The 18,497-nt window shown below is 68.5% G+C and carries 10 protein-coding genes and 3 pseudogenes; 4 read left to right on the plus strand and 9 right to left on the minus strand.

Annotated elements, in window-relative coordinates:
- Positions 1 to 46: 46 nt before the first annotated feature.
- Positions 47 to 3,496, minus strand: coding sequence for an ATP-dependent helicase (locus J6U32_RS21190; RefSeq protein WP_244332252.1), 3,450 nt, complete (start codon positions 3,494 to 3,496; stop codon positions 47 to 49).
- Entirely contained in the window at positions 3,489 to 7,118 is a 3,630-nt protein-coding gene (locus J6U32_RS21195; protein ID WP_208792015.1) for an ATP-dependent helicase, read from the minus strand. Before J6U32_RS21195 ends, J6U32_RS21190 begins: the two co-directional genes overlap by 8 nt.
- 114 nt (positions 7,119 to 7,232) lie before the next feature.
- Here J6U32_RS21195 and J6U32_RS21200 point away from each other — a divergent pair, with 114 nt between their 5' ends.
- Together J6U32_RS21200 and J6U32_RS21205 are read left to right on the plus strand one after the other, a co-directional pair.
- Positions 7,233 to 8,018 carry an alpha/beta fold hydrolase gene (locus J6U32_RS21200; RefSeq protein WP_208792016.1) on the plus strand — a complete coding sequence of 262 codons (786 nt, stop codon included), beginning with the start codon at positions 7,233 to 7,235 and terminating at the stop codon, positions 8,016 to 8,018.
- Positions 8,015 to 8,323, plus strand: a complete 309-nt coding sequence (locus tag J6U32_RS21205) for an MGMT family protein (protein ID WP_208792017.1) — start codon at positions 8,015 to 8,017, stop codon at positions 8,321 to 8,323. The genes J6U32_RS21200 and J6U32_RS21205 overlap by 4 nt, the downstream gene beginning before the upstream one ends.
- A gap of 48 nt (positions 8,324 to 8,371) precedes the next feature.
- Here J6U32_RS21205 and J6U32_RS21210 read toward each other — a convergent pair whose 3' ends face one another.
- The 6 genes from J6U32_RS21210 to J6U32_RS21235 all read right to left on the minus strand — a co-directional run bounded on the left by J6U32_RS21210 (position 8,372) and on the right by J6U32_RS21235 (position 15,193).
- Positions 8,372 to 9,115, minus strand: a complete 744-nt coding sequence (locus J6U32_RS21210) for a sirohydrochlorin chelatase (RefSeq protein WP_208792018.1) — start codon at positions 9,113 to 9,115, stop codon at positions 8,372 to 8,374.
- On the minus strand, positions 9,112 to 10,284 hold the full coding sequence (locus J6U32_RS21215) for a uroporphyrinogen-III synthase (protein ID WP_208792019.1): 1,173 nt from the start codon (positions 10,282 to 10,284) through the stop codon (positions 9,112 to 9,114). Before J6U32_RS21215 ends, J6U32_RS21210 begins: the two co-directional genes overlap by 4 nt.
- Entirely contained in the window at positions 10,281 to 10,745 is a 465-nt protein-coding gene (gene nirD, locus J6U32_RS21220) for a nitrite reductase small subunit NirD (RefSeq protein ID WP_208792020.1), read from the minus strand. Before nirD ends, J6U32_RS21215 begins: the two co-directional genes overlap by 4 nt.
- Positions 10,742 to 13,336, minus strand: coding sequence for a nitrite reductase large subunit NirB (nirB, locus tag J6U32_RS21225; protein ID WP_208792021.1), 2,595 nt, complete (start codon positions 13,334 to 13,336; stop codon positions 10,742 to 10,744). Before nirB ends, nirD begins: the two co-directional genes overlap by 4 nt.
- The gene (locus J6U32_RS21230) at positions 13,333 to 14,832 is read right to left on the minus strand and encodes a nitrate/nitrite transporter (RefSeq protein WP_208792022.1); all 1,500 of its coding nucleotides are present in this window, start codon (positions 14,830 to 14,832) and stop codon (positions 13,333 to 13,335) included. The genes nirB and J6U32_RS21230 overlap by 4 nt, the downstream gene beginning before the upstream one ends.
- A 166-nt stretch (positions 14,833 to 14,998) precedes the next feature.
- Positions 14,999 to 15,193 carry a hypothetical protein gene (locus J6U32_RS21235; RefSeq protein WP_208792023.1) on the minus strand — a complete coding sequence of 65 codons (195 nt, stop codon included), beginning with the start codon at positions 15,191 to 15,193 and terminating at the stop codon, positions 14,999 to 15,001.
- A gap of 471 nt (positions 15,194 to 15,664) precedes the next feature.
- Between J6U32_RS21235 and J6U32_RS27900 the strand changes: the two are divergent.
- A pseudogene (locus J6U32_RS27900) lies at positions 15,665 to 15,817 on the plus strand (HNH endonuclease); the annotation flags it as partial.
- Between the two features lie 30 nt (positions 15,818 to 15,847).
- Here the strand turns inward: J6U32_RS27900 and J6U32_RS21245 are convergent.
- Positions 15,848 to 17,117, minus strand: a pseudogene (locus tag J6U32_RS21245) (IS3 family transposase).
- A 51-nt stretch (positions 17,118 to 17,168) separates the two neighbouring features.
- On the opposite strand from J6U32_RS21245, the pseudogene J6U32_RS21250 reads away from it, so the two are divergent.
- Positions 17,169 to 18,347: pseudogene (locus J6U32_RS21250) on the plus strand (DUF222 domain-containing protein); the annotation flags it as partial.
- Positions 18,348 to 18,497 lie beyond the last annotated feature (150 nt).

Raw genomic sequence — 18,497 nt, forward strand, 5'->3', positions numbered from 1 at the left:
ACCGCGCACTCGGAGGGGTCGCTGCTGTCACAGTGTGGAATCTAGCTCATCGGGCCAGCAAAGCGGCGAGTGCCGCGGCATCGGGCAGGTCTCGCGGCGCGAGGGTGCGCCCGGACCGGACATAGTGGAATGCGGCCGACACCTTCTCCAGCGGCACCCCGGCCAATTGCGCCCACGCGATGCGGTAGGCCGCGAGCTGGATGAACACCGACGACGAGTCGGCGCTCGGCTCCACCCCGGTCTTCCAGTCCACCACCACCCATGAGCCGTCGGGTTCGGCGAAGATCGCATCGATGCGCCCGCGGATCACCGTGTCGCCGATGACCGTCTCGAAGGGCACCTCCACCTCGCTGGGGCTGCGGGCCGCCCACGGCGAGGCCAGAAATGCCTCGCGCAGCGCGTCGAGATCGGCGTCGGGGGCGGCACTCTCGTCGGCGGCGCCGGGCAACTCGTCGATGTCGAGCAGTCGGGTCGCACCGAACCACCGCTCCACCCACGCGTGAAAGGCGGTGCCGCGCCGTGCGATCGGGTTGGGACGAAACGGCGTCGGGCGTCGGAGCTTGCGCGCGAATTCACGCTCGTCGGTGTCGAGGTCGACGAGTTGGCTGACCGACAGATGAGCCGGCAGCGCCACATCCACCTCGGCCTGATTGGTGCGCTCGTGCTCGGCGAGGAGCACCTCCACCTCGGCGCGCCACGCCTCGATCTCGTCGACCGGCGCGTCGTGGGTCACCGGCGACTGTGGATCGGGCTCGGGATCGGTGGGTGCCCCGAACAACGCCGGCGCCTCCCGCTGCCGCAGTTCGTCGAGGACCAGATCGGCCGCGGCGGCCACCGCGTCGCGGCGCGCACCGAGTCGATCCGTCGGCCACATCCGGGCATCGACCCGCTCGGCCAACGGGTTGTCGGCACCGTCGGGCGGGTCGTCGGCGAGCACGTCGACGGTCAAACCCCGTGCCTCGTCGGCGGTTCCGTTCTCCACCGTCTCGGTCACGATGGCCAGCAACTCGTTGAAGAACGGCGACCCACCCCGGGGTTTCTCCCCGGTTTCCGACCAGTGATGCGCCGAGACCAACAGATCGTGACGGGCTCGGGTGATCGCGACGTAGAGCAACCGCCGGTCTTCGGAGAGCCGGCGTTCGGCGATGGCCTCCTTGTGTTCGGTCAGCGCGTCCTCGAGCTCCTTGCGGTCGCCCACCCGACTCAGATCGAGCACCGGAAACCCCTCGTCGGCGCCGGCCGGTCGCGCCGCCGCGAGCTTCGCGGCCGCGGGGCCCCGGGGTTCCGGTTCGGCGAGATCGCCACGCAGTGGCCCCGGAAGCTCACGGGCACTGCGCATCCAGGTGGTCTCGCCCTTGGACGACGGGAAGATCCCCTGACACAGATGGGGAATCGCGACGACATCCCACTCGAGTCCCTTCGCGGCATGCACGGTCAGGATTTGGACCCGCTGCTCGGCGACCTCCACCCGCCCGGGCTCGAGCCCTTTCTCGATGGTCTCGGCGGTATCGAGAAACGCCAGCAGGCCCGCCAGATTCGCGCCGGGCCGCTCGGCGTAGCGGGTGACGTAGTCGGCGAAGGCATCGAGGTGTTCGCGCCCGGTGATCGCGCCGCGCATCCGGCGTGCGCGGATCTGTGCCTCGACGGCCACCCCGATGGTGTTCTCGACGTCGGCGACCAGCTCGGGCAGCGGCTGACCCATCCGGCGCCGCAACGACTCCAGTTGCGCCCCGAACGCACGGATACGCGCATAGCCGTCGGGGCTGTAGGCCTCCGGATCGCCGGGATCGACGACGGCGTCGGCGATCCCGGCGCGGTCGACCACCTCGGTGGGCAGCACCGCGTCGAGCGCCTCGTCGAGTTCCTCGCGGGTGGTGACCACCCCACCGGTGGCGATCTGACCGGCGGCCAGCTCGGTGGCGCGACGCCACAGCGCCGCCAGGTCGCGCGCACCGAGCTGCCATCGAGAACCGGTCAACAGGCGCATCGCCGCGGTTCCGGCCATCGGGTCGGCCATCAGGCGCAACGTCGCGACCACGTCGGTGATCTCCGGAACGTGCAACAGTCCGCCGATGCCGACGACCTCCGCGGGGATGCCGCGTGCCTCCAGCTCGGCCGCGATCGGCGCCGAATCCTCGTTGCGGCGCACCAAGACCGCGACGGTCGGCGGCCCCGAACCGTCGACGTCGTGGTAGCGGGCCGCGATCTGGTCGGCGAGCCAGGCGCGTTCGTCGAGCACCGTCTCGGTCAACGCGAACGTCACCGTCCCGGCGTCGGCGCCGGGCCGCGGACGCAGGACACTCACCGGTACACCGCGACGTCGCAGTTCCTCGGACGCCTCGTTTGCCAGGCGCAGCGTCTGCACCGGGTTGCGCCAGCTCGTCAACAGTTCGCGACGGTGCGCGGGCGAACCGTCGGCGCGGGGAAAGTCGGTGGCAAAGCGTGGCAGATTGGCTGCCGACGCACCCCGCCACCCGTAGATCGACTGGATCGGGTCGCCGACGGCGGTGACGGCCACCGGGTCGCTGCCCGCGGACGCCTGCCCACCGAAGAGCGCCGAGAGCAGAACCCGCTGGGAGTGACCGGTGTCCTGATATTCGTCGAGCAGCACCGCGCGGAATGATTGCCGCTGGGCGGCAACAACTTCCGGGTTTCCTGCGACGAGTCGGGCCGCCAGGGACATCTGGCTGCCGAAGTCGAGGACGGCCTGCTCGCGCATGGTGCGCATCAGGGTCGCCACGAGCGGTAACAGTTCCCGGCGCTCGTCGATCACCTGCTGAACGGTGCGCAGCGCGGCGTTCGGTGCGCCCCGCTGGCGCGGGGCCTTGGGCAGATCGTCGACCATCCGGTACAGGTCGTCGCCCCATGCGGCGAGGGCGTCGAGGTCGACCAGGTGCTCCGACATCTCACCGAACAGCCGCAAGACCGCCTCGGTGACACTGGAGGGCACCTTGGTGGTGGTCAGCTCCCCGGTCCACGAGGACACGATCCCGAAGGCCATCTGCCACAGCTCGGTCTCCGACATCAACGTCGCATGCGGCTCGACGGGCAGGAGCAGACCGTAATCGGCGATGAGTCGCCCGGCATAGGCGTGGTAGGTGCTGACCTCCGGATCACCGGCCCGCAGACGTGCGGCGAGTGCACCGTCGGGATCCCAAGTCAGCAGCGCCGGGGAGCCGGCGAGCATCGACAGCCGCCTGCGGATGCGGGCGCCGAGTTCGCTGGCCGCCTTGCGGGTGAAGGTGAGTCCGAGGATCTCGTCGGGCCCGACGATGCCGTTGGCCACCAACCACACCACGCGGGAGGCCATCGTCTCCGTCTTGCCCGCGCCCGCGCCCGCGACCACCAGCATCGGCTCGGTGGGCGCCTCGATCACCTCGACCTGTTCCGGAGTGGGTGGAGGCAACCCGAGGGCGGCGGCCAGCGAGGTCGCCGACACCCGGGGGCGGGTGGGCCGTGCCTCGGTGGTGGTGCTCCCGGTGGTGCCGTCAGTCATCGGTGACCGCCTTGCCACGCAATTGGGCGGGGCAACTGGTCACCAACGCACAGTGTGCGCAGCCGGGGTTGGGGGTCGCCTCGAAGACCGGGCCGATACCCGAGCGCGCGGCACGGCGCACCACCGCGCGCCACTCATCGAGCAATTCCGGTGTGAGCGCAGGCTGTTCGCGTTCGGTGGCGCCGGTCGAACGGTGCGGCGCCGACACGTACACCAGGCGACCACCGCCGGGCTCGACGTCGGTGCCCGGGAATTCCCGCGCCCCGCCGTGCGCGATGGCGACCTGGTAGGCGGCGAGCTGGGCGTGGTCGAGCGTGTCGGCCTTGGTGATGGCCGACTTGGCGGTCTTGACGTCGACGACGACCGGTCGGCCCTGCGCGTCGCGTTCGAGGCGGTCGACCCGGCCACGGAGTCGTACCGGCAGGTCCGAGCCGTCCTCGGCCGGTGCGGCGTCGGGGGCACCGGAATCCGCGGCCGGCGGGATGACGGCGTCGATGACCGCCTCGACGCCCACCGTTGTGAGGTCGTCGCGGGAAAGAGCAAGCCACTCACGGAAATTCGTGAGCATCGCCTCGGCACGCTCGAGTTCGTGCGCCGAGTACCAGACCGCCCCGGTGTCGACGCGCTCCCAGATCTCGCGCAGCGCCGACGTCACCTCGGCGGGTTCGATCTCCCCGGCGACGGCCTGCACCAGCGTGTGCACGAGCGAGCCGGTCAGGGCCGGGGTGCCGTCGCCGTCGCGGCCTCCGGCACGCTCGAGCATCCAACGCAGCGAACAGCGCGACAGTTGGTCGACGTTGGAGGGTGAGAGCACCACGGGGCCGGCCTCAGGCGTCCACAGCGGCTCGGCGGAACTCGGCCGCGACAGCCCGAACCAGTCCCGCGGATGCGCTCCGGGAATATCCGAATCAGCAAGTTGCGCAAGCAATTGCGCAGCGGCGCGAGTGCGTTCGTCCGGTTCGTCGGCGCCGGCACCGGCACCGGCACCGGCCACCACGACCGCACGCAGCGTCGCCACCAGCGACGGCAGCGACAACACCCGGTCGACACCGGGGTCGATGGGCAACTCGTCCTCGGCCACGGTGTCGAGGACATCGGGATCGTCGGGCTGCTCGGCGTCGGCGGACTCGCCCGCCCCGCCCCGCCGGGCGTCGATCCGCAGCGCGTCGGAGATCTCGCCGATGAACCTCGACGGCGACGACTCCCCTCCTCCGTCCTCGACGGCGGTCACCAGTAGTCGTCGGCGTGCGCGGGTGCACGCGACGAGCAGCAGTCGACGCTCGTCGGCGAGCGCACCGGCGCCCCGCGCCACCCGATCGATCGCCGCGGGATCCATCCCGTCGAGTAGGTCCACCAATTCGGCTGTGCCCAAGACACTTCCGCGGCTACGCAGCGACGGCCACAATCCGTCGAGAACTCCGGCGACGGCGACGACCTCCCACTCGCGGCCGGCGGCGGCGTGCGCGGAGAGCACCGATACCGAGTCGGCTGCGGCGGCCGGGGTGCGGCTGTCGCGCGGGATCTGCAGTTGCGAGAGGTAGTGCACGAACCCGGCCGGGCCCGCGGCGGGCAAGGTGTCGGAGAAGTTCGCGGCCGCCTCGAACATCGCCATCATCGCGTCGAGGTCACGATCGGCCTGTTCGCCGCCGGGCCCGCCTCGAATCGCCGAGGAGACCCACCGCCGCTCCAGGCCGGTCGCCTGCCAGGACGCCCACAGCGTCTCCTCCACACCTCGTCCTGCGCGATGGGCGGCGGCGCCGGCGGCGATCACGTCGAGCACCCGAGCCAGCGGTGCGCCCTCGTGGTCGGTCAGCGCTGCCAGGTACTCGGCGCCGAGCTCGGGGTCGAGGAGCGCCAGACGCAGCGACGACAGCGAATCGCGGCCGGCGCGCTCGCCCCCCGCCTGCTCGTCGCGACGCCGCACACCCCGCCGCAGCCGGCGCATCGCCCCAGGGTCGGCCATGCCGACCGGACCGGTGAACAGTGCCAGCGCGTCGTCGGCGGTGAAATCCTCGGCATGCGGAGCCTCGTCGGTATGCGGAGCCTCGTCGACATGCGTTGCCTCGTAAACGTGGTGCTCCGCAGGGTGTTCGGGCCGCTCGCGGGCAGCCACCGCCCGCAGCACCACCATCAGCGCGGCCACCGACCGCTGCCGGTGCAGCGGCAGATCGGAGGTCGGGGTGGTCAGCGGCACCCCGGCCGAACGAAACGCCCGCCGCAGGGCGGGCAGCGCCAGATGCGCCGACCGCACGATGACCGCCATCTGCGACCACGCCACCCCCTCGAAGAGGTGCGCACGCCGCAGGAGATCGGCCACCGCCGTCGCCTCCTTGGCCGCGGAGCTGTACACCCGTACCGATGCCCCGCCGGGCGGTGCGTCGGCGTCGGGGACCACGGGGAAACGATGCGGGCGCGCGCCGGGCAACCGTGCGGCGAGCGCACGACCAACCACCGCGATCTGGCGATGATGACGAAAATCGGTGTCGAGCACGACGTCACGGTCGGTACCGGGTGCCGCCAGCGAATCGGCGAACCGCGGACTGGCGCCGCGGAATCCGAAGATCGACTGGTCGGTGTCGGCGGCGATGATCGTCGAATCCGTTCCGGTGCCGATCAACCGCACCAGGTGGGCGGCCTGTGGGTCGAGGTGTTGGGCGTCGTCGACGATCAGGTGCCGGATACGCCGACGTTGCCCGGCGAGCAGGTCGGGGTCGGTGGCGAAGGCCGACAACGCCGAGCCGACGAGTTCCGCGGCGTCGACCGCAGGCGCCGAGGCGCCCGGCGTCTGCGATCCGACCGTGCCGCGCAACAGGACGTTCTGCTCGTACTGCGCGTATGCGTGCGCCGCGGCGACCCACTCGGGACGCCGGTGCCGGGAGCCGAGCTCGGCGAGTTCCTCGGGGCCCACGCCCCGTTCGGCGGCACGCATCATCAGATCGCGCAGCGCCTGCGCGAACCCATCGGTCCCCAGCGCGGGACGCAGATGGGCGGGCCAGTACTCGGCACCGTCCTCGATGTCGCCGGCCAGCAGTTCGCGCAACACGACGTCTTGTTCGGAGCCGGTGATCAACCGCGGGGGCGGGTTGCCGTGCGCCTGCGCCTGCAGCCTCAGGATCGCGAACGCGAACGAATGCACCGTGCGTACCAACGGTTCACGCAGCGCCCCGCCGAGCGCGGGTACGTCCGAGGACTGCGCCAGCACCCGGCGGGTGATCTCCTCCCGCAACGCCACCGCGGCGCGACGGTTCGCGGTGAGCACGAGCACCGACTCCGGGTCGATGCCCGGACGGGTGAGACGCGCGACGGCCGCGTCGACCACCAACGCCGTCTTGCCCGAGCCGGGCCCGCCGTGGACGCGGAACGGCCGCCACGGGTCGGCGACGGTCCCCTCGGCGGTCTGCGCCTCGATGACCCGCATCACGCTCGGCGGCCACTCGCGGGTGACGATGGGCCCGCCGTCGGCGCCGACGAGATGTGCGCGCAGAGCGGTACCACTGCGGCCGACCGCGCCGTCGGCCGAGCGCGGGCGTGCCTGCGCCGACCGCGACGACCCCCGCTTGGCGGGGGCGGCCCGCTTCGGCGAGCTCGGCGCGGCCGTGGTCGAGGGACGCTTACGGGCCATGGGTCCATGCAAGCACGCCCCACCGACAATCGCCGGTGGGCCCGTCTCCCCGAACCGGTCTGCCCTGTCCGGGCCGGGGCTGCGCGCTGCGCCGCATACGGCACAATCGTCGGCGTGACGGCACTTCACCACGTCGAGTTCGGCGACCGGCGCGCCCCGACGGTCCTGGCACTGCACGGCCTCACCGGCCACGGGATGCGGTGGGCTCCGCTGGCCCACGACCATCTCGCCGACCTGCACGTCGTCGCACCCGACCTCATCGGCCACGGCCGCTCGCCGTGGCGTCCGCCGTGGGCGATCGAGAACCATGTGCGTGCGCTCTCGGAGTTCATCGACACCACCATCGATCCGGCGGCGCTGCCGTTGGTGGTCCTCGGCCATTCCTTCGGTGGCGCGCTGGCGATCCATCTGGCCAACCAGCGGCCCGACGCGGTGCGCGGGTTGGTCCTACTCGATCCCGCGCAGGGCCTCGACCCGGAGTTCGCACTCAAGGTCGCCACCGCCGGCCTCGACAACTGGGACTACCCCGACGCCGACGCGGCCCGCGCGGCCAAACTCTCCGAGGGCTGGGCGGCGGTGCCCGCGGAGATCCTCGAGGCCGAGATCGCCGAGCACCTCACCGCCCGCGACAGCGGGCGCGTCGGCTGGCGCGTCAGTGCCCCGATGACGGCCGCCTCATGGAGCGAGATGAGCCGTCCGCCAACGCTTCCGCCGCGCGGGGTACCCACACATGTCGTCGTCGCCGATCGCGTCGACCCGCCGTTCGTGCGTCCGGCGTTCCTCGAGGCCTGCGCGAGCGAACGCGGCGAACAGGTGCAGGTTCACCACGCCGACTGCGAACACATGGTGCCCTTCCTCGAACCCGGGTTGACCGCCCGCTTGGTACGTTCGCTGCTGTGAGTGCGGTCACCGAGGACGACGTCGAGCGGGTGCGAACCCTGGTCGCCGCCATCCCGTCCGGCCGGGTCAGCACCTACGGCGACCTCGCCGCCGCAGCCGGATTGAGTTCCCCGCGGATCGTCGGGTGGATCATGCGCACCGACTCCGCGGACCTGCCGTGGCATCGGGTCATCTCGGCGAGCGGCAAGCCCGCACCGCATCTCGCCCAGCGGCAGCTCGACCGACTCCGCGACGAAAGGGTGCCGATCCGCGACGGCAAGGTGCTGATGCGCGAATGTCGTTGGGAGATCGACATACTCGACTGAGCGCTGTCGGCGGGGAGACGGGCGCTGTCGGCGGGAGGGCGGGCGCTGTCAGCGCAGCAGGACCGCATCGGTGCGGTACGGACTGACCGCGGCACGCATTCGGGTGACGATGAGTTCGACGATCGCCGGGTCGGCGCCGAGCGGCTCGGCTACCAGGTCGGCACCCACGGCGTGCAGGCGCTCGTGAAAGAGGCCGGGGGCCAACAGATATGCGGCGATGACGACGCGGCGACCGGAGGTTCGAGCGGCGGCGACCGCGTCGGCAACGGTCGGTGCGGCGGTGGTGAGAAAGCCGACCTCGATGTGCCCGCCGATCAGCCCCTCGAGCTGACGCGCGGCGAGATGCACCTGGGCACAGGCGGAGTCGTCGGATGAGCCGGCCGCGGCGAGCACCACGGCGTCTCCGGGTCGCCACCCGGATTCGATCAACCGCCGCCGCAGGACCGCGGCAATCCTCGGATCGGGGCCCAGGGCGCGGGTCACGATGGCATCACCGACCCCGGATGCGCGAACGTGTTCCGGGATATCTTGGCGCACATGGTATCCCGATGCCAGGAAGGCAGGGACCAGGACCGCGGGGCGATCCAGCCCGCCGAGCACCTCACTCGGGGTCGGACCGAGGACGTCGACGAAGGCGGTGCGCGTCGGACCAACCGTCGCGGCGACCTTCTCGGCGATCTCTGCAATCACCGCGACGCCGCGGGGGTTGCGGGTCCCGTGCGCAACGAGCACGGGGCGGACCCCGCCCAACCGGTCACCCGCGGCAGGACGAATATCGTTGCGGATCATCATGACTCGTCCTCGGCTTCGTCGTACTCGAGATCGACGGCAAGGCGGTATCCACGCTTGACCACCGTCTGGATCATCTTCGGGTCGCCGAGCGCGGCTCGCAGACGCGCGACGGCCACCTCCACCGCGTGGGTGTCGGCGCTGTCGCCGGGGAGTCCGCGCAGCAGTTCCTGACGACCCACCACCCGGCCCGGTACCTGGGCGAGCATCTTGAGCAGCAGATGCCCGGTGGCCGACAATTCACGCATCTGTCCGTCGACGACCACCGCCTGACCTCGAATTGCGGTGTCGTGTCCGGCAACCCGCAGAGTATGGCTGCGTCGGGGCAACTCGTCGGTGATCAGCCGGGCCAGCGCGCCGAGTCGGAAGCGGCGTGGGTACACGGTCGGGATCTGCAGCGCCTCGAGCGGTCCCGCGGTCACCGAGCCCACACAGAACACCGGTACCGCGGTCCGCAGTCCGTGCAGAAACGGCTGCAGTTTGCCGAGTTCCTTGGCGCGGGTGAGGATCGACGCCGCCGCGGGTGCGCTGGTGAAGGTAAGCGCGTCGAGGTCTGCGCGCACAACCGACGCGATCATCGCGTCGATCCGCCCGACGTCGGGATGCATGTTCCAGCGGTACACGGGGACGGCGAGGACATCGGCGCCCGCGGCCCGCAGCACCGCGCAGAAGTCGGGCAGCGGCTCCCATTCGCTGGTGGCGCCGTGCAGTTGCACCGCAATCCGCTTGCCCTCCACCCCTTCGTCGAGCAGACGGTCGAGGACCTCCGAGGAGGACTCGCTCTCCGGCGACCACTCCTCGCGGAGTCCGGCCGCACGGATCGCACCCTTGGCCTTGGGACCGCGGGCGATCAGGCGGCTCTCGCCGAGCGCGCCGAGGAGTTGCTCGGCGTCCCCCCAGCCGTCGGCGGCCTCGACCCAGCCACGGAAACCGATCCCGGTGGTGGCGACCATCAGGTCCGGCGGGTCGGCGATGATCCGTTCGGTGACCTGCTCGAGCTCGGTGTCGTCGACGAGCGGCAGGATGCGGATCGTCGGGGCCATGACGACGTCGGCGCCGCGGCGCACGAGGAGCGCGGCGAACTCGTCGGCCCGGCGCGCGGCGGTGATCCCGACGGTGAATCCGGTCAACGGCAGATCGTCGGAGATCGGCGGCGTCGCTGCAGAACTCATCGCAGCCCGTCGGGGGCGACGAGACGATCGGGGGTGCCGAACCAGAGTTCGACGACGCCGTCGACCACGCGGGTCGCCAGCGAGGGCACCGACACCGACTCGTCGTCGAGGCATACCCCCGTGCGCAGCGAGAAGACCTGCTTGCCCAGCGGACTGGCGACCGTGGGCTCACCGCCGTGATCGCCGGTCAGCCCGCGAGAGAGCACCGCGGCACGCCCGAACGGATCGATGTTGCCGATGGCGTAGATCCGCGAGCGACCCACCGCCTCGCGGTCGGTCTCGGCCGCAGGCACCCGGAAGAGCGCCGCCTGGCTGCCCTGCGGGCCGAGGACCGCGACTCCGCGTCCCTCAACAAGCCGATCGAAGGGGCAGGCGCGCACCCACTGCCCTGCGCCGATCTGCCCTGGGCCGGTCTGCCCTGGGCGTGCGGACCCTGCGCCGGTCGCCGTTTCGGCGGTCATGTGGCCACTCCTTCGCGTTCGGTCGTTCGGCCGGTCCTCGGCTGCTGCGCCCGGAACCGCGGCATGTCCAGCAGCACCGGGACCTTGCGGTCGCCGGTGACCTCGCCGTCGGTGAACCGGATGGTCGGGTCGGGCACGTCCGGCGCGTTGACGAACGACACGAACCGCGACAACTTCTCCTCGTCGGCGAGCACCTCGGCCCACTCGTCACGGTATCCGGCGACGTGACGGTCCATTGCGGCCTCCAGTTCCGCCGCCAGGCCGAGGCTGTCCTCGCACACCACGGCTCGCAGATGATCGAGACCGCCATCGAGCGCCTCCAGCCACGGTGCCGTGCGCTGGAGCCGCTCGGCGGTGCGGATGTAGAACATCAGGTACCGATCAATGTAGGCGACCAGTGTCGCGTCATCCACTCCGCCGGCCAGCAGTTGGGCGTGTTTCGGGCTCTGTCCACCATTGCCCGCCACGTACAGGTTCCAGCCGTTCTCGGTGGCGATCACCCCGACGTCCTTGCCACGTGCCTCGGCGCATTCTCGTGCGCACCCAGAGACCCCGAACTTCAGTTTGTGCGGCGATCGCAGACCGCGGTACCGCTTCTCGAGGAACACCGCCATCCCGACCGAATCCTGCACGCCATATCGGCACCAGGATTGCCCCACACAGCTCTTCACCGTGCGCAGGCTCTTGCCGTAGGCGTGTCCCGACTCCATTCCTGCGTCGACGAGGCGCCGCCAGATCTGCGGCAACTGTTCGACCCGGGCGCCGAACATGTCGATCCGCTGGCCACCGGTGATCTTGGTGTACAGGTCGAAGTCGCGGGCGATCTCGCCGATGACGATCAATTGTTCGGCGGTGACCTCACCACCGGGCATCCGGGGCACGACCGAATAACTGCCGTTCTTCTGCAGGTTCGCCAGAAAATGGTCGTTGGTGTCCTGCAGCGCGGCCTGCTCACCGTCGAGGATGTGATCGCTCGAGGTCGACGCGAGGATGGAGGCGACCGTCGGTTTGCACACCTCGCAGCCGGAGCCGGTTCCGTACCGGGCGATCAGCTCGGAGAACGTCCGGATACCGGTCACCGCAACGACTTCGAACAACTCCGACCGCGACTGGGTGAAGTGTTCACAGAGGGCCTTGCTCATCTCGACGCCGGAGGCCGCCAGCAGCGAGGCGATACTCGGTACGCAACCGCCGCAGGTGGTGCCCGCCGAGGTGCACGCCTTGACCGCGGCGATGTCGCAGGCGCCCTCGGTGATGGCCGAACAGATCGCTCCCTTGGACACCCCGTTGCACGAGCAGATCTCCGCGTCGTCGGGTAATGCGTCGAGACCGATGCCGGATTCCCCGGCCGCGGGGGCGATCAGTGCGGCGGGATCTCCCGGGATCTCGCGCCCCACCATGGGTTTGAGCGTGGCATAGGCCGATGCGTCGCCGACCAGGATCCCGCCGAGCAGGGTCCGTGCGTCGTCGGAGAGCACGATCTTCGCGTAGCGGCCGGCGAGCGGGTCGGAGTAGACGATCTCCAGCGCGTTGTCCGTCTCCCCCATGGCGTCACCGAAGCTCGCGACGTCGACGCCGAGCAGCTTCAACTTGGTCGACATGTCAGCACCGGCGAATGTCGCACTGCCGCCGAGGAGTTGGTCGGCGACGACGTCGGCGGTGCTGTATCCGGGGGCGACCAGACCGTAGCATCTCCCGTCGACCGCGGCGACCTCGCCGACGGCATAGATGTCCGGGTCGGTGGTTCGGCACGCCGAGTCCACCAGCACGCCGCCGCGCTCCCCGACGGGAAGACCCGCCTCCCGGGCCACCGCGTCGCGAGGACGCACACCGGCGGAGAAGACGACCAGGGGGGCGTCGATCGTCGCCCCATCGCTCAGTGTCACCGTCAGCGACTCGCCGTCCGGAGCGTCGGCGATCGACGACGTACCCACCCCGGTGTGCACGTGCAACCCCAGGTCGGAGACCAGGTTCTGCAACACCGCCGCACCCCCGGCGTCGACCTGCATCGGCATGAGCCTCGGCGCGAACTCGACGACATGCGGCGTCATCCCCAGCAGCCGAAGGGCATTGGCGGCTTCCAGGCCGAGCAACCCGCCGCCCACCACCACACCGGCGGCGCCGGGCGTCGAGGCCTCTGCGGCGCGCCGGATGCCGTCGAGATCGTCGAGGGTGCGGTAGACGAAACACCGGTCGTGGTCGTGACCGGCCACCGGCGGCACAAAGGGGTATGAGCCGGTCGCAAACACCAGTGCGTCATAACCGATCTCGGCCCCCCGATCGGTGATCACCCGTTTCCCGCCCCGGTCGATCGCGGTGACCGCCTCCCCCAGGTGTAGCTGCACCGCGTCGTCACCCGCATAGTCGTTGCCAGACAACGCCAACGATGACCGGTCCCACGCACCGATGTAGGACGACAATCCCACCCGGTCGTATGCGGCGTCGGCCTCTTCGGCGATCACCACCACGCGCCAGGTCCCCCCGTGATCGCGCTCTCGCAGCGACTGCACGAACCGGTGTCCGACCATGCCGTGGCCGATCACCACGACGGTCCTCGATTTCGGCTGGAAATCTGTGCGGGAGTGCATCATCGGGCATCCACCGCCGGGGTGGCCGGGGCGACAGGAGTGGCGGGTGTGGTGTCGCCGATGCCACCGGCGTCGGCGACCTCAATGTCGCCGGTGTGGCGGAAGTGCGGATCGAGGACCACCTCGCGCCGGGCGTAGAACCACCAGGTGATCACCCCGGCCACCACGTAGAAGGCCATGAAGATCCAGAATGCCACCGTCGCCGAATGATTGGCCTTGTAGCTACTGCGCAGGACGAGGTTGATCGCCACGCCCCCGAGTGCTCCGACGGCCCCGGCGATACCGATGAGAGCGCCCGACATCGACCGCGACCACAGCACCGCGGCACCTCCGCTGATCCCCGGCAGGGTCCGCGACTTGTGTTCGAAGATGGTCGGAATGATCTTGTACACCGAGCCGTTGGCGATGCCCGAGATCGCGAACAACAGGATGAATCCGATGATGAATCCCGCCAGTTGCGCGGATTCGATCCGGTGGCCGGGATGTGAATCGGCGAAGGTTCCGGAGACGACCAGGATCACCGAGGAGGCGACCATCGCGACGAAGGACCACAGGGTCACCCGCCCACCACCGAACCGGTCGGCGAACTTTCCACCCAGCGGTCGGAACAACGAGCCGAGCAGCGGACCGATCCACGCGATCTGCGCGGCGGAAAGCGATGCGGCCGAGGCAGACTGACCCGACGACTGGAAGCTGAGGCTGAGTACCTGACTGAAGGCGAACGAGAAGCCGATGAACGAACCGAAGGTACCGATGTAGAGCACCGAGATCAGCCAGCTGTCGTAATGCTTGAGACAATCGATCATCGCCCGCCCGCTGGCGGTCTGGTGATCGAGGTTGTCCATGAAGATCGCCGCACCGACTCCCGCAACGGCAAGCGCGACAAGGTAGATCGCGCACAGGATCTCGGGTTTGTCACTTGCCAGCCAGATGACCAGCAGACCGATCAGCTGGACCGCCGGAACCCCGATGTTGCCGCCGCCGGCGTTGAGTCCCAACGCCCAGCCCTTGAGTCGCTGCGGGTAGAACGCGTTGATGTTGGTCATCGACGAGGCGAAGTTGCCGCCGCCGAAGCCGGTCAGCGCGGCCACCGCGAGGAACCAGCCGAAACCGAACTCTCCGGGGTTCATCATCAGCATCATCGTCAGACCGGTCGGGATCAGCAGGACCACGGCGGAGAAGATCGCCCAGTTGCGGCCGCCGAAGCGCGCGGTGGCCTGGGTGTAGGGCACGCGCAGACACGCGCCGACGAAGGTCGCCGTCGCCGCGATAACGAACTTCTGGTCGGCGTTGATGCCGTACTGCGGGCCCATGAACAGTGCCATCACCGAGAACAGCGACCAGATCGAGAAGCCGATGTGCTCGCAGATCACCGACCACAGCAGATTGCGGCGGGCGATCGCGGCGTTGCCTGCGTCCCAGGCGTGCCGGTCTTCCGGATCCCAGTCGGTGATCGTGTGGTCTCTGCGCAGGTCGTGCAGGAGGGTCGAGAATGCCATGTGGGTTCCCATCGGTCTCGGGTGGGCTGATGCCGTGACCACCGACGACGGCGTCGGTCGTTGGAACCAAAACTACGAAGCGCGTATTGCGCCGATTGTCACCGCAGTGACCGCGACGTCACGTTGTTCTCACATCTGTGCCAGTGGTCTGTGAGACCGGGCCGACTCAGTCGCTGCTGGATCCCGAATCACCAGACCCCGAATCACTCGAGCCCGAATCACCTGACCCCGAATCACTTCCGGCGGCCCAGCCGGGATAACTGTAGTACTCACCGTCGGGGTGCGGCCGGTCGCGGCGGATCTTGATGATCAGACCAATGACCACGACGAGGATGATGAGGCCGGGTACGAGCAGATCCATCAGTGACGCCCTTCTGCCGGGTGTGTTCTTCGTGTGAGATCAGCCACGGTCAAGGATAGTCGAGCAACCCTTCCTGTCCCATGACAGAGAACCCTTCCCGATGGTCCAGGAACACCGTGCCCCACGCGCCGGACCTTCCTCCCGATGGTCGAGGTGCGAGACCCCTTCCCCGCCGATGGTCGAGGTGCGAGACCCCTTCCCCGCCGATGCTCGAGCACCCCTCCCCCGATGGTCGAACACCCTTCCCTCGATGGTCGAACACCCTTCCCTCGATGGTCGAGGCGCACGGCGCCCCAGGCGCCGGGCCTCGAGAACCGGCGAGATGACAGGTATCGCAACCACATCCATCAACTACAGCGAAAACCGCTCCGTCTACCACACCCCACCGACAGAAAATTGGCGCCGAAACACGTTGTCCACAAGCAGAATTGATCGAAGACACCCCTTGCATCGAACATACTTTCCTGTAGACTGGAACCATCACACCGATCAGCCACCGGGGAGGGGCCCATGATCGAATCCCCCGCAACTCTCGACGTCAAAGATGTTGACGCCGAAGCAGTCTTCGCCACCATCGTCACCCAACTCAGCGACCTACAATGGAATCCGGACATGACCGGACCCTGAATCGCTCCGGGTTTGGTGCACACCTGGTTACTGGTGTGTCTCCACGGGTGTGGCGACAACTTGAGTGTAGTAGTTCCTTTCGGCTTCTATCGGTGGGATCCGTCCGAGACGGTGCATCAGTCGACGGGTGTTGTACCAGTGGACCCACCGGGCGGTGAGGTGCTCGACGTCGCCAACCCGACGTAATGAGCCGGTCCGAAACGGCGAATCCTCGCGTACCGCTTCGGTTTTGTACAACCCGATCGTCGTTTCGGCTAACGCATTGTCATAGGCGTCGCCGACGGTGCCGATCGAGGCGAGGAGCCCCGATAACTCGAGAGTCTCCCCACACCGCACGGACGTGTATTGCGACCCGGCATCCGAGTGATGAATAGTGTTGCCCAACATCGGATTGCCCTCCTCCTCTCGCAGGTTGGCGGCGTGGCGGATCGCGGTCCGCACGAACCTGTCGGTCTTCGAGCGCGAGCATTCCCAGCCGACGATCCGGCCGGCGAACGCATCGATCACGAACGCCGTATACGCGAAGGAACCATCCGCCAGCGGCACATAGGTGAAGTCGGCCACCACCAGAACGTTCGGTGCGGGTACCGCGAATTGGCGTTTGACCAGATCCGCAGCCCGCGCCGCAGCCGGGTCAGCAACCGTAGTGCGAACCTTCCTGCGTCTGGTCACCCCGCGCCAGCCGTTGGCGCGCATCAGTCGCTCCACTGTGCACCGGGCCACTTCGATACCCTCACGGCGCAGGTGAGCCCACATCTTCACCGCCCCGTACAGCGACTCTGGTGTGCGCTCACCGTCCGCGTCAGGCTCGTAGTAGCCGGCCAGCACCTCGGTGATCGTGATGTCCCACAACGCCCGCTTCGACAGCGGCCGTGAGCGCCACGCATAGTAGGTTCTCGGGGAGATCGGTGCACCGTGCTCGGTGAGCACACGACAGATCTGAGCGACCCCGAACCGAGCACAATGCTCGGCGATGAACGCGACACTACCGATGTCGCGGGTCGCTCTCCCGCGCGAAGAAAGACGTTGCCGCTTTGAGGATTTCGACTGTCTCCTCCAGCTCGGACACCTTGCTTTTGAGCGCCCGCACCTCCGCAGCCTCTTCCCGAGTCACCCCCGGCTTGTCCCCGGAATCGATCTCGTGTTGACGGACCCACTTCCGCAACGTCTCCGAGGTGATCTTCAACCGCTTTGCGGTCGCGGTGATCGCCGCCCACTCACTCGGATACTCCCCGCGATGCTCAACGACCAACCGCACAGCCTTGGCCCGCGTCGCCTCGTCGTACTTCTTCGGCATGATGCCAACCTTCCCTCACAAAGAGGTGTGCACCAAACCCGGGGATGTTCACCCCGAGCTTTCGGCGCAATGAAACAAGTCCTCCTGTTGCGGAACCTGGTTGATCACCACGCCACCACCCTCACCGGCGAACTGGACCGACTGGGCGTCGCCGATCACAAAACCACCCGACTGCGGGAACTGTTGATCAGCATGGGTTTCGCACCCGCCGTCGCAGGTCGGTATGTGCGGATCTCGGCCACCAGCGACATTGACCTGCTTTTGGCGCATGCCGCCGACGGGTCCATCTCGTCCGAACACACCGATGCCATCGTCCGCGGGTTGGCCCACATCGACACCCGCTCCCCCGAACCTTTGGACACCGTCCAACGGTGTGAGTTTCTGCGGAAACTGCTGTCCCACTATTTCGCTGGTTTCACCCCCGCCGAGATCAACCTCTACGCACGGCAGTTGGGTAACGAGCTCGCCGCGGAGACTCCGGGTGGGTTACCTGCCGCCGAGGACAAGAAGATCAACTCCTACACCGACCGCATCACCGACGACGGACGGCTGGAGATCTCGGCGAACCTCGACATCATCGCCGGTGAAAAGACCCGCACCCTGATGGAAACCTTGTCGGCTCCCAAGCCGCAGCCCGATGGGTCCCCGGATCCGCGGACGCCCGAACAGATCTGCGCTGCCGCGTTTGAGACGATCGTCGAACTTGCGGCACAAGGATTGGCGGACACCACCTTCTCGGCCAAACCGACCAACGGGTTGTTGTGGACGTGGTCGGCCGACAACCCGGCACTCGGTGGGGACCTGCAGAACATGGGAGCCATCACCGAAGCCACCGCCAAAATGTTGTCGTGCGACACCACGATCACCAAGATCGTGCTCGACCCCAACGAGGTACCGCTCAGTGTTGGTGAAGAGAAACGCTTCTTCACCCCCGGACAACGCAAAGCACTACTCGTCCGGGATCGCGGATGCATCAAATGCGGTGCCCACGCCGGACGATGCCAAGGACACCACCTCGTCCACTGGAGCAAGGGTGGTCCCACCGACCTCGACAACGGCTGCCTCCTCTGCACCAGCTGCCACGACGACGTCCACCACCACGGCTGGGACATCATCATGGGATTCGACCGACACCCCTGGCTGATCCCACCCGCTAGCATCGATCCGAAACGACGACCGATACCGTCCTATCACCGACGGACCATGCGACTCGACGACGCCGCAGCCTGATTCCCGCACCCGGCCCGGCCGGGACCGCATCTGATCTTTGAGAACTTCATAGCGAAATCCCCACCCGATGGTCGAGGTGTCGTGCCCGCGGACCGGAAACCCCTTCGGCACAAGGGGTCTCGAGGCTCGTCGCTAGCGCTCCTCGGCACC

Origin of the sequence: Gordonia polyisoprenivorans (assembly GCF_017654315.1) — a bacterium.
Classification (GTDB): domain Bacteria; phylum Actinomycetota; class Actinomycetes; order Mycobacteriales; family Mycobacteriaceae; genus Gordonia; species Gordonia polyisoprenivorans_A.

What these genes read in the sequence shown, in the direction of transcription:
- nirB (WP_208792021.1), bottom strand. Translation starts at nt 13,336, where the DNA reads ATGATGCACTCCCGCACAGATTTCCAGCCGAAATCGAGGACCGTCGTG.
- J6U32_RS21215 (WP_208792019.1), bottom strand. Translation starts at nt 10,284, where the DNA reads ATGAGTTCTGCAGCGACGCCGCCGATCTCCGACGATCTGCCGTTGACC.
- J6U32_RS21230 (WP_208792022.1), bottom strand. Translation starts at nt 14,832, where the DNA reads ATGGCATTCTCGACCCTCCTGCACGACCTGCGCAGAGACCACACGATC.
- J6U32_RS21195 (WP_208792015.1), bottom strand. Translation starts at nt 7,118, where the DNA reads ATGGCCCGTAAGCGTCCCTCGACCACGGCCGCGCCGAGCTCGCCGAAG.
- J6U32_RS21190 (WP_244332252.1), bottom strand. Translation starts at nt 3,496, where the DNA reads ATGACTGACGGCACCACCGGGAGCACCACCACCGAGGCACGGCCCACC.
- J6U32_RS21235 (WP_208792023.1), bottom strand. Translation starts at nt 15,193, where the DNA reads ATGGATCTGCTCGTACCCGGCCTCATCATCCTCGTCGTGGTCATTGGT.
- nirD (WP_208792020.1), bottom strand. Translation starts at nt 10,745, where the DNA reads ATGACCGCCGAAACGGCGACCGGCGCAGGGTCCGCACGCCCAGGGCAG.
- J6U32_RS21210 (WP_208792018.1), bottom strand. Translation starts at nt 9,115, where the DNA reads ATGATGATCCGCAACGATATTCGTCCTGCCGCGGGTGACCGGTTGGGC.